At 35.2% G+C, this 12713-nt stretch carries 9 protein-coding genes; 3 read left to right on the top strand and 6 right to left on the bottom strand.

The window, feature by feature from the left end; genetic code table 11:
* Positions 1-170: 170 nt before the first annotated feature.
* From tpx to pheT, 3 genes are all read right to left on the bottom strand, one after another.
* Positions 171-671 carry a thiol peroxidase gene (gene tpx / locus ACJAZK_RS02410; protein WP_415222429.1) on the bottom strand — a complete coding sequence of 167 codons (501 nt, stop codon included), beginning with the start codon at positions 669-671 and terminating at the stop codon, positions 171-173.
* Between the two features lie 114 nt (positions 672-785).
* Positions 786-1637 (bottom strand): phosphatase PAP2 family protein, encoded by an 852-nt coding sequence (locus ACJAZK_RS02405; RefSeq protein WP_415222428.1) that lies wholly within the window; start codon positions 1635-1637, stop codon positions 786-788.
* A 5-nt stretch (positions 1638-1642) separates the two neighbouring features.
* A complete protein-coding gene (gene pheT / locus ACJAZK_RS02400; protein WP_415222427.1) occupies positions 1643-4072 on the bottom strand; it encodes a phenylalanine--tRNA ligase subunit beta in 2430 nt (809 codons plus the stop codon).
* Positions 4073-4273: 201 nt separating this feature from the next.
* Between pheT and ACJAZK_RS02395 the strand changes: the two genes are divergently transcribed.
* On the top strand, positions 4274-5491 hold the full coding sequence (locus ACJAZK_RS02395; protein ID WP_415222426.1) for a peroxiredoxin family protein: 1218 nt from the start codon (positions 4274-4276) through the stop codon (positions 5489-5491).
* 102 nt (positions 5492-5593) lie between these two features.
* On the opposite strand, the gene ACJAZK_RS02390 is transcribed toward ACJAZK_RS02395, so the two are convergent.
* The 3 genes from ACJAZK_RS02390 to recG form a co-directional block, all read right to left on the bottom strand.
* The gene (locus ACJAZK_RS02390) at positions 5594-6175 is read right to left on the bottom strand and encodes a tRNA-(ms[2]io[6]A)-hydroxylase (RefSeq protein ID WP_415222425.1); all 582 of its coding nucleotides are present in this window, start codon (positions 6173-6175) and stop codon (positions 5594-5596) included.
* Positions 6176-6206: 31 nt separating this feature from the next.
* Positions 6207-7274, bottom strand: a complete 1068-nt coding sequence (locus ACJAZK_RS02385; RefSeq protein ID WP_415222424.1) for a flavin monoamine oxidase family protein — start codon at positions 7272-7274, stop codon at positions 6207-6209.
* 81 nt (positions 7275-7355) lie between these two features.
* Positions 7356-9494, bottom strand: a complete 2139-nt coding sequence (gene recG / locus ACJAZK_RS02380) for an ATP-dependent DNA helicase RecG (protein ID WP_415222423.1) — start codon at positions 9492-9494, stop codon at positions 7356-7358.
* Positions 9495-9767: 273 nt separating this feature from the next.
* On the opposite strand from recG, the gene ACJAZK_RS02375 reads away from it, so the two are divergent.
* Both ACJAZK_RS02375 and ACJAZK_RS02370 read left to right on the top strand, forming a co-directional pair.
* Positions 9768-11789 (top strand): M1 family metallopeptidase, encoded by a 2022-nt coding sequence (locus ACJAZK_RS02375; RefSeq protein ID WP_415222422.1) that lies wholly within the window; start codon positions 9768-9770, stop codon positions 11787-11789.
* A complete protein-coding gene (locus ACJAZK_RS02370) occupies positions 11790-12701 on the top strand; it encodes a patatin-like phospholipase family protein (RefSeq protein WP_415222421.1) in 912 nt (303 codons plus the stop codon). It abuts the gene before it with no gap.
* Positions 12702-12713 lie beyond the last annotated feature (12 nt).

Here is a 12713-nt window from a genome sequence, read left to right as displayed (position 1 = left end):
TAACCCACACTTTTAACTCGGTTTATTAGAAACGATTCTTTTTTTGACATTGATCCTTAATTAACTTAAGCTGAATTTAGTTAAGCATTTTAGAATCTCTAAAAATTATTAATAAGATTTAATATATTTCAGAGATTCTAATGCTAGACGTTAATAATAATTACTCAAATTTATTTTAAAGCATTAAGCGCAGCTTCATAATTGGGTTCATCTGCAATTTCTGATACTTGTTCTGTATGAATTACATTCCCTTCTGCATTAACAATAACGACACATCTAGATAGCAATGCTTCAAATGCTCCGTCTGTGAAATCTAGTCCGTAAGTTTTTCCGAAGTTACCATCTCTAAAATCTGATAAGCTTTCAACATTATCCAAGCCTTCAGCCCCACAAAAACGAGCCATGGCAAATGGTAAATCTTTAGAAATACATAATACTTTGGTGTTTTCTAAAGCGTTAGCAGCTTTGTTAAATTCTCGAATTGATGCTGCACAAGTTCCAGTATCAACACTAGGAAATATATTTAATACCAAATTATGTCCTGTATAATCGCTTAACGATTTGGATGATAAATCAGTCGCAGTTAATTTAAAATCAGGAGATTTTGATCCTGTTTCAGGTAATGTTCCTGAAGTGTGTACTGGGTTTCCACCTAATGTTACTTTTGCCATATTTTTCAATTTTTGTTAATGTTAAAATTAAGGATTATTTGAATCTTAAAAGCAAGTCTCCGTAATATTTTGGAATAGTTTAACAGATAGAATGGCAAGTTCTATGGTGAGCCACTAAAAGGTTCCTACAACACCAATTTGATTACCACCAAATCGTAGATTCCAAGAAATAAGTTTTTTCTTTCTTGGATAGTCGTAAGCTTCCTCTTTAAATAAATAATTATCAATGCAGTCTACAACGATAATGCTTAGCGCTGCACTAAATGCTAAATCTGTAATCCAGTGCGCATCATCAATTACTCTAGAAATTGGAGGCAGAGCTCCAAGAGTATAAATGCCAATTTTTATCCATGTATTATCAAATTGTTTAGCTATTGAATGCGCCATTGTAACCGATAAAATCGTATGACCAGATGGGAATGAACGATAAGTAGCTTCACCAGAAAATGGACTAAATGTATAATTATCAAACCCAGAGCCTGGACGTGCTCTTCCAACTGCAGCTTTAGTGAATGACTGCAATAGTCCTGTTGTTATGGATGACGAAATAATGAGAACACTTGTTTTTCTGACGTTTTCATTTTTAGTCAATAAACCAAAAGCATATAAACCAGCATTTGCTGCAAAGTAATTTTGTGGACTTCCAAAATACCAACCAAAATCTCTTAAAGCTTTTGGGTAATTACCTTGATTTTGTTGAGCCCAATCTCTAATGGGTTGATCTGCTAAACTTAATGTTGCAGTCCCAGCAACTAGCATTCCAAACTTGGCAAAATCATTGCCTTGCCATTGTACAGGACGAGTTAAAGAATGTGCAACACCTTTAACGGTGTATTTGGCATCATGCTTTATGAGGTCCCAAATGGAAGAAGAGTCTTTTCCTTTTGTGTTCTCTAGGGTTTGCGCTACTAAAGTGGTTGTCAAACTAAACAAGCACGTAAATAGTAAGATGATTCTGTTTTTCAAAACGTTTATCTCAATTCTGCACCAAGCTGCTTTTCAAAATTAGCTTGAAGTTTATTCATTATTTTATCAATCTGCTTATCAGTAAGTGTTTTGTGTTCATCTTGTATGATGAAGCTAACCGCATAACTTTTCTTTCCCTTCGGAAGGTTCTTACCTTCATACACATCAAATAGATCTACATCTTTAAGTAATTGTTTTTCGGTCTGCATAGCAATCTTAGTAATAGCTTCAAAAGTCACGTCATTATCTAATAAGAGTGCAAAATCACGACGAACTTCAGGATATTTCGGAATGTCTTTAAACTTGATATCATTATGTTTTGCCATATCAATAACATTATCCCAGTTGAAATCTGCATAAAGAACTTCTTGCGAAATTCCGAAGGGTTTTAGTACCTTTTTATTAATGACACCAAACTCGACCAGTTTCCTTTTTCCTAGAGATAAACTAATCCCTTCGCTAAATACGTCATTGTTAATAGGAGAGACTCTATGTCCCGATAAACCTAAACGTTCTAGAGTACTATTAACAATACCTTTTAAATAAAAGAAGTCACTCTTTTGAACAGGTGAATTCCATCGTAAATTAGTTTTACTACCGGTTAGAAACATAGAAAGATGTTTGTATTCTTGACGACCATCAGTATAGCTATGATAGGTCTTTCCAAACTCATAGAGCTTCAAATCATCACGTTTTCTATTGATATTATAACGCACTGCTTCTAATCCAGAAAAAAGTAAGCTTTGACGCATCACGCTTAAATCATTACTCAATGGATTGAGCATTTCTACATTGTGCTCCTCTTTTAATTGCTCGCTTAGGGCAATATATTTTGGAGTGGTTAGAGAATTTGATAAAATTTCAAAAAAGCCTTGAGAGACCAATTGATTACCGATAATGTTTTGAAGCTTATAGTCTTCAAATTTAGAAGTATTAGAAATCGATGCGTTTAACTTTTCTGTAGTACCAATATTATTGTAACCATAGACACGCAAAATTTCTTCTATAACATCTGCTTCACGTTGAACATCGTTTCTATAGGCAGGAACAGTTAAACCTAATCCAGCTTCGGTTACGTTATTAACTTTTATGTCTAGCGACGATAAAATACGTTTTATAGTTTCTTTTGGGATTTCTTCACCTATTAATTTTGCCGCGTTCTCAAAACTTAAACGGACTTGAAAATCTTCTATTTTCTTGGGATAAGAATCTAATAAATCACTAGAAATTTCACCACCAGCAATCTCAACGATTAATAAGGCAGCACGTTTCAATGCATAACCTGTCATATTAGGGTCAATTCCTCGCTCAAATCTAAAAGACGCATCTGTATTTAAAGCGTGACGTTTAGCTGTTTTTCTAATACTTACAGGACTGAAATACGCACTTTCTAAAAAAATACTAGTCGTGCCTTCTGATACAGCAGAATGAGCGCCTCCAAAAACACCAGCAATACACATAGGTTTTTCTGCATCACAAATCATGAGATCGTCAGCACTTAATTCGCGTTCTACATCATCAAGAGTAGTGAACTTTGTGCCTTTTGCTAACGTCTTTACAATAACCTTATTCCCAGATATCTTTGCAGCATCAAATGCATGAAGTGGTTGACCTAACTCATGTAATACATAATTAGTAATATCAACAATATTATTTTTAGGCGCTAAGCCAATAGCTTTTAATCTGTTTTGCAGCCAAGCAGGAGAATCCTCAACTTTTAGGCCAGTAATGGTTACACCACAATATCGAGGTGCTAATTTGTAATCTTCAACATCAATACCGATTTTTAAAGTCCTACTATCCACATGAAAAGAACTTACAGATGGAGTAATCATCTCAGTATTTATATCATCTTTTTGTAACAATCCCGCTTTCAAATCACGAGCAACACCAAAATGACTCATTGCGTCCGCTCTATTTGGTGTTAAACCAATTTCAAAAACGGTATCATTTTCAATGTCAAAAATATCTGCAGCTAGCGCTCCAACTTGTGTTTTTTTATCAAGAACCATGATGCCATCGTGAGATTTCCCTAGACCAAGTTCGTCCTCAGCACAAATCATTCCATGGCTTTCTTCTCCTCTAATTTTACCCTTTTTAATTGTCCAAGCCTCACCAGTTTCGGTGTATAAGGTCGTCCCAATAGTAGCGACAGGGACTTTTTGACCAGCAGCAACATTTGGTGCTCCACAAACGATTTGAAGTACTTCATCAGCACCAATATCTACAGTTGTGATTTTTAATCGGTCTGCATTAGGATGTTGTATGCACGTTAAAACCTCGCCAATGACGATGCCCTTCAAACCTCCTTTTACAGATTGATAGGGTTCTATCCCTTCAATTTCTAAACCTAAATCGGTTAATAATTCGCCAGTTTGCTCAGCAGGCCAATCTGTTTTTAAAAATTGTTTTAACCAGTTATATGATATTTTCATTGTCTTAATTTGTCAATTGCCAAAGATAATAATACTAATAGTTTCGAGGTGTTTTTTTAATAAAAAATAGAGATATAGCCTTTTTTTCTTTGGAAATTTTAAAAATCTATAATTGGTCATGATATTAAACCCATTACTAGGCATTATTTGTAAGAAGTTTATCTTTGCTGAGACTATACGTTTTTAATTAGAAAACCCATTATGCGAAAATTACTTGTTTTACCGATTTTACTATTGATTTTAGGTTGTAATCTCAATCGACCTAATGCCTTGCAAGAAGGCGTTTGGAGAGCAGAACTACAACTTACAGAAACAGAAGTTTTACCTTTTAATTTTGAGGTTACATCACGTGACGCGCTAAAGATATTCAACGCAGATGAAGTGATTATGGTAACAGATTTAGAATACTCCAATGATACTATTGTCATAAAAACACCAGTTTTTGAAGGTTATATTAAAGCCGTTGTAAAAGACGGTACACTAAACGGTAGCTTTATTAAGGAGAGTTTGGATCGAGTGGTTCCTTTTTCTGCGGAAATAGGAAAGAACACACGTTTTGATCTTAAAATAGAAAGGCCTACCCAAAACGTTACAGGAAACTGGGAAACGGTGTTTAGTCCAAATTCCGAAGAAGATATATATATCGCAAAGGGGATTTTTAAACAAGACGGTACACGTATAACAGGAACATTTAGAACAACAACTGGTGATTATCGTTATTTAGAAGGCGTAATGGATGGCGACACGATGAAGCTTTCCGCGTTTGATGGTGCGCATGCTTTTTTGTTTACGGCACAAGTAAATGATAGTACTATGAACGGTATGTTCTACTCGGGAAACCATTGGGAAGAGCCTTTTACGGCAAAACGTAACGATGATTTTGAATTGCCAAACGCAAATGAATTGACGTTTTTGAATGACGGATATGATGCTCTAGAATTCACGTTTCCTGACTCAAAAGGGAACGCTGTGTCGTTAACTGACAAACGATTTAAAGATAAGGTCGTAGTTGTGCAAATTATGGGAACTTGGTGTCCTAACTGTCTAGATGAGAGTAAGTACTATTCAGAGTTCTATAACAGTAATGCAGAGAAAGGTATCGAGTTTGTAGCGTTGGCTTTTGAATATGCAAAGACTGAAGAGAAAGCACTTTCAAGTATTAAGCGTTTGCAAGATAATATAGGCATTGAGTATCCAATACTTTTAGCACAATATGGTTCGTCTAGTAAAACAAAAGCTAAAGAAAAATTACCGATGTTAAATCACGTATTATCTTATCCAACTTCTATTTTTATAGATAAAAAAGGTAAGGTGAGAAAAATTCATACGGGATTTAATGGTCCGGCAACAGGTGAGAAGTTTACGGAGTTTAAAGCTGAGTTTACTAGTTTTATTGATGAGTTGTTGAAGGAAGATTAGATTTGTTTTTTATAACTTATAGAGCATTTGTGGGTGTTAGAATCAGTTTAAGTAGAGGGGTGACCTGGAATTATAAATTAAAAAGGCTATTTTTTTTATAATCTATCCATGTATCGATTCAGACTTTCCATAGCTTTTTATGACTTCGCCTTCAAACGCAACTAGCTCTTGCCATCTTTTATCCACGTCAATATCTTTTCCGTATTTTCTAGCAAAACCAATAAAGGTGACGTAATGTCCTGCTTCGCTCACCATTAAGTCATAATAGAACTTAGATAATTCTTCGTCTTTAATGCGTTGAGATAATAATTTAAAGCGTTCACAGCTGCGAGCTTCAATCATTGCAGAGAATAATAAACGATCTACCATACTTTGTAAATGACTACCGCCTTTATTCATAAACTTATATAATTCATTGACATAGCTGTCTTTTCGCTCTCTGCCCAGAGTATAGCCTCGTTTCTTGATAATGTCATGTACCATTTGAAAATGTTCCAATTCCTCTTTTGCTAATTCTAACAAATCGGTTACTAAATCTTCATATTGTGAATTATGTGTTATAATCGTTATCGCATTAGTACAGGCTTTTTGTTCACACCAAGCGTGATCTGTTAGGATTTCTTCAATATTTTCTTCTGCAATAGTAGCCCAACGTGGATCGGTTTCTAATTTGAGGTGAAGCATGCTCATGAGTCTATTTTTTTTGATAAAGATACTATAAAAGTGATTTAATTTGTCTAAAAACATGTTGTGCGCTTCTTACAGCGCCTTCCATTTTGCCAGAGGCGTAAGTGCTCGTTTCTGTTCCTGCAATAAACAAGGATTCGTCTAAATAAGAGTTTTGAAAAAGTAGATGACCATTATTTTGTTGTGGCATTATAAAACCATCACGACTTGCGGTTGTGTAACGTTCGTCTTGCCAAACTAATTCTTCATAAGACAAGAAGCTTCGCACTTCATTTCCGTAGTATTGCTCTAATTGTTTTAGTGCTAATTCTTGTCTTTCTTCTTTCGTGTGACTGTAAACATCCTTATTCATAAAACCGACTAAAGCATATAAGTTTTCATCTGCGTTAGAGTGGTCATAGAATTCTTGAAGCACACTCAGGTTACTGTAAATTGTTCCACTAGTGCGTTCATCTTTCCAAAACGGTACTGCAAATGTGAATCCAACTTTGATAGAATCATGCATCCAAGTATGTGTGTTTTGTAATATTTTTTTTAGTTCTTGAGGTAATTGGGGTTCAATAAGTATTGTTTTGTCAAATAGGTAAGGCGGTAAAGTTGATACAATATGTTTACACTCAAATTCATAAGATTCAGATTTTGCTAAAATATAACCATCATGTCTTTCTATTGAAGTAATAGCACAGTCTGTAATAATCTGATGTGCTTCTAATTCGTTACATAGGGCATTAATGATGCTTTGTGTTCCGTTTTTTATACGATAACTAGCTTGGTTACTATGTGGTAAACTGATAAGTTGAGGTGGGTTTGCTTTACTAGGCTCGTAAATAGCAGTGGTTCCGTAGTATTGCTCAAAAATATCAAGATGTAATGTTTTTAATAGCTTTATAAGCTCGCTATGCTCGTTGGCAAACCAGGTTGCGCCGAGTTCTACAGGTGCTTGATTGTTGTTTTGTTTTGTGTAAATACGTCCACCAATACGGTGTCGTGCCTCTACAAGCGTGACTGGAATATTAAGTTGCTTCAAATAATACGCTAGTGTGAGGCCTGTTAAACCGGCGCCAATAATTAGTATGTCTGCAGTTTTCTTTTGCATTTAAATTTCTTTTTTTATTGAAAAGCGGACCGTGTCCTTAATTCTGTCCTAAAGTTCTGTGATTTCGAATTCAACTTCAGCTTAGCTAATATAATTCCAAATATTCTTGTATTTACTAAGTTCGCGATAGGTGTTTAAGATCGTTTTGTTTTCTATGTTTATTAAAGAGGGGTCGTTAGTAAGGACTTGTTTAGCATAAAAACGAGCGCTGTATAAGATGTCTTTATCCTTTATTACATCTGCTATTTTAAGATTTAAAACACCACTTTGTTGCGTTCCCATGATATCGCCAGGACCTCTTAAACGTAAATCGACTTCAGCAATTTCAAACCCGTCACTCGTTTTTGTCATCGTTTCCAAGCGTACTTTACTATCTTGACTTAATTTGAAGCTCGTCATTAATATGCAGAAACTTTGCTCAGCACCACGACCAACGCGACCTCTTAATTGATGTAGTTGCGATAAACCAAAGCGTTCTGCACTCTCTATAATCATTACAGATGCATTTGGAACATTTACGCCGACCTCAATTACGGTTGTTGCGACCATAATTTGTGTTTCGCCTTTGACAAAGCGTTGCATTTCAAATTCCTTATCTACAGGTTTCATTTTGCCATGAACTATCGATATCTGGTATTTTGGCTGCGGAAATTCTCTAACGATACTTTCATAACCATCCATTAAATCTTTATAATCCATATGTTCACTTTCTTGAATCAACGGATAAACAATATAAATTTGTCTGCCTTTCTCGATTTCATCACGCATAAATCGCATGACTTTGAGTCGGTTTGAATCATAGCGATGAACGGTTTTTATAGCTTGTCTTCCCGGAGGTAATTCATCGATAATAGAGATGTCTAAATCTCCATAAACAGACATGGCTAAAGTACGCGGTATTGGTGTCGCAGTCATCACCAAAACATGTGGTGGAATAATCTGTGTTTCACTGTCATTTGATAGGGTAGAAGAGGGCCCTTTTTTCCATAATTTAGAACGTTGCGCAACTCCAAAACGGTGCTGTTCATCAATAATTGCAAGCCCCAAATTCTTGAATTTCACCTTGTCTTCAAGCAGGGCATGTGTGCCAATTAAGATTTGTAAATCGCCATTTTCTAAGGATTTGTGAATGTCTCTTCGTTGTGAAGTGTTACTTGATCCTGTAAGTAGCTTTATGCTGATATCCAATTTATTAGCTAACTCACTTAATCCTTGGAAGTGTTGGACTGACAAAATTGCAGTCGGCGCCATTAAGCAGGCTTGAAAACCATTGTCAAGTGCCATGAGCATTGACATGAACGCAACTATTGTTTTTCCAGAGCCAACATCACCTTGTAATAATCGATTCATCTGAGCATTGCTGCCTAAATCGTGTCTAATTTCTTTGAGAACTCGTTTCTGAGCGTTCGTTAATTTAAAAGGCAAATGATCATTATAGAATGAATTGAAATAGGGGCCAACCGAATTAAATGGAACGCCTTTTATTTTAGATTTATGGATGAGATTTTTTAAAATTAACTGTAACTGAAGATAGAATAATTCTTCAAATTTTAATCTGAATTCTGCGCGTGATAAAAGCTCTTGATCTTTTGGAAAATGAACGTTGAAAAGGGCATCGCTTTTAGGTAGTAATTTGAGTTCAGAATGTATGAAATCTGGAAGCGTTTCAGCAAAGCGTCCGTTGGTTTCTAAAAACAAACTTTGCATAATTTTATTCATCACTTTATTCGTGACACCTTTATTCGATAATTTCTCGGTAGAGGGATATACAGCTTGCATGGTTGAGGACAAATTTTGTTCATGCACGCTTAAAAGTTCAAATTCTGGATGTGGCATGCTGAAGACACCATTGAACCAATTCACTTTTCCGAAGATCACATAAGGAGTATTTGGTTTTATGCTATCACGAATCCATTTTTGACCACGAAACCAAACTAACTCTATGCGTCCAGTCTCATCTTGAAAGGTACCAACTAGGCGTTTGCCTCGTTTTTGAGTAATTTCTTTAAAACCTGTGATGTTACCAATGATCTGGACTTCAGCGCTATTGCGTTGTAATTCATTGATTTTGTAGTATTTGGTGCGGTCCAAATAACGGTTAGGGAACAGGTTAATCAAATCTTGGTACGTCTGAATTCCCAATTCGCTGCGTAATAAATCTGCACGATTGGGGCCAACACCTTTGAGGTAATCTATAGGAGTTTGAAGTTTTGAACTCATAGTTGCAAAATTAACTAATTCCCACGAAAGTGGAAACCTCCTTGATAACTGTAATGAACATTAAATTAGGAATGGAGAAGAGTCTTTTTGCTGTAAAATCAAAGGTTAGTCATTTCGAAAGCATAAAGAAATCAAGCAAGTAGCTAGTATTTATAAAATTATTTTGTTGATAATGACCATTTATAGTGTTAACTGGATAAATTAATGTGATCTCTTCCTTCGATCGAGATGATAAAAATAGTATTTTGGTCTCATCTTTGATAAAGCCTGCACATGAAACAATTTCTTCAACTTATCGCTTTCTTATTTTTCTCAGGAATTGTAACCGCTCAACAAACGGATTATGTGGATTTCAAATCGATTGACGCGAATCTCAATCTGTCATCACAGCTAAAAAGTGTCAATGGGATGTATTCTGTTGAATTTGAAATTCTTAAAGATTTAGATTCTATTTTTTTAGATGCTAAGAATATTCAATTAAAGTCTGAAGTTTTGGAAAACACTTCAGTTGAGTACACTTCCGAGAGGCCTTTCGACGAACGAGTTGTAAAGTCTATTGCCAAAGACGATAAAATTTGGTTTTATGATGATTTTAAAGCAGGGCTAATAATTAAGTTGAGCTTTGTTTATGAATGCATTCCCAAAAAGGCTTTATACTTTGTTGATGACCAAATCTGGACGCAAGGACAAGGAAAATACACGAGTAACTGGTTGCCAAGTATCGATGATGTCAATGATAAAATCGAATTTGATTTGTCAATAAATCATGACAATGGGTATGAAGTTTTATCTAATGGTAAGCTTATAAAAAAAGAGATTGGTAAAGAATATACCAAATGGACTTATGATATGCAACAACCAATGTCAAGCTACCTAGTTGCTCTAGTTATTGGTAAATACAACAAAAAAACAGAAACTTCTAAAAGCGGAATTCCACTAGTATATTACTATTATCCAGAAGATTCTCTAAAAGTGGAACCAACATATCGCTATTCAAAGCAAATGTTTGATTACTTGGAGGCTGAAATAGGATTCCCGTACCCTTGGCAAAATTACAAGCAAGTGCCAGTAAACGACTTTTTGTATTCTGGAATGGAAAATACAAGTCTTACGGTTTTCTCAGATAGCTTTGTGGTGGATTCTATTGGGTTTAATGATAAAAATTACATTACCGTGAATGCACATGAATTAGCGCACCAATGGTTTGGTGATTTAGTGACAGCAACTTCTAGTGCGCATCATTGGCTGCAAGAAGGATTCGCCACGTATTACGCTTTGTTGGCTGAGCGTGATGTATTTGGAGATGATCATTATTACTGGCAATTATTCGAGAATGCTCAGGAGTTAATTGCTCAAGAGGACGCTGGAGGAAGCACATCGTTGTTAGATCCCAAATCTAGTAGCACGACGTTTTATAAAAAAGGGGCTTGGGCTTTACATGTGTTGAGAGAGCAGGTTGGTGATAGCGCCTTTAAAGACGCTGTGAAAACGTATTTGAACAACCATCAATTCGGAAATGTAACCACAACCGATTTTATGTCTGAAGTTGAAAAATCGAGCCGACAGGATTTATCTGTCTTTGTAAATGATTGGTTAACTGAAGTAAAACTTCCGGAAGCTATAATTGTTAAAAGTTTTAAGAAATCTGCTTTCATGCGAGAATACCTAGCTATTAATTGCGAGGAGTATTCTCAAAAATGCAAGGATTACTTGGTCTCCAATATTTCCGATAAGGGGAAAATAAAGGTAGTGAGTCAAATTTCAGGGCGTTTAGAAGCTGAAGCTTTCAGGAATAATATAGAAGTGCGGCAAGCAATCGCTAAATACGTGAGTACTATTCCGAAGGAATTAAAATTGGAGTATGAATCGCTTTTAAATGATAAGTCCTATGTGACTATAGAAGCTGCATTGTATAATTTATGGGTGAACTTCCCCGAGGAACGTATCAAGTACTTGCAGAAAACCAAAGATATTAGAGGTTTTAACGATTATAATGTGCGATTACTGTGGTTAGTACTACATTTAAATACAATTGAGTTTCAGCCTGATAAAAAACAGGATGTTTTAAATGAGTTGATTAGCTATAGTTCGCCTCAACATCATTTTGAATTACGAATGAGAACGTTTGATTATTTGAAACTAATTGACGGATTTGAAAAAGAATCCGTAAAAAGTCTTTTAGACGCTACGAAGCATCATAATTGGCGATTTTCAAAATACGCAAAGAATTTAATTGGAGAGTTGGAAAAAGAAAATACGTATAAACTATTGATTGAAGAACTTAAAAAACAATAATTGAGAGCATTAGTCATATCAGGAGGTGGAAGTAAAGGAGCGTTTGCAGGAGGTGTAGCGCAGTATCTTATTGAGGAAAAGCGAAACGATTATGAGATTTTTATTGGAACTTCTACAGGGAGTTTGTTAGTGTCACATTTGGCTATGAATAACATAGAGAAGGTTAAGAATGTGTATACTAATGTAAATCAATCATCAATTTTTAGTATTTGTCCCTTTGTTATTAGAAGGAAAAAAGGTATTGAAACCATTGGAATTAATCACTTTAATGTGCTGAGGAACATCTTAAAAGGAAGTAAAACCTTTGGAGAAAGCTTTAATTTGAAATCGCTTATAGATCAAACACTTCTACGTGAAGAATTTGATTTGTTAAAACAAAGAGATATTGATGTGGTGGTAACGGTTTCAAACCTGTCTTTAAACCAGGTGGAATATAAATCTATCAAAGATTTTAGCTATGAAGCTTTTTGTGAATGGATTTGGATATCTTGTAATTATATACCATTTATGTCCTTAGTTAAAAAAGACGGTTGCGAATATGCTGATGGAGGTTTAGGGTCTATGGTGCCTATTGAAGAGGCTATAAGAAGAGGAGCGACAATAGTTGATGCTATAGTTTTACAAACTGAGGTTTCGCAGCTCAATAGAATGCCTTCGTTAAATGCATTTTCATTATTAACGAATATGTTCGCTTTTATGCTGGACCGAATTGAAAACAGTAATATTCGTATTGGGAAATTTGTAGCTACCAATCAAGAAGCTATTATTAATTTTTATTATACACCAACTGTGCTCACTACGAATTCATTAATATTTGAAAAAGAAAAAATGACGCAATGGTGGCAAAGAGGATTCAACTTTGCTAAATTTAAAGATGAAGAAGTTAGTGAGTTGAATATTATATCAGAATAAAAAAATAGTTAT

The sequence above is a fragment of the Psychroserpens sp. genome, assembly GCF_047633235.1.
Classification (GTDB): domain Bacteria; phylum Bacteroidota; class Bacteroidia; order Flavobacteriales; family Flavobacteriaceae; genus Psychroserpens.
This window is presented reverse-complemented; position numbering and strand designations above follow the sequence as displayed.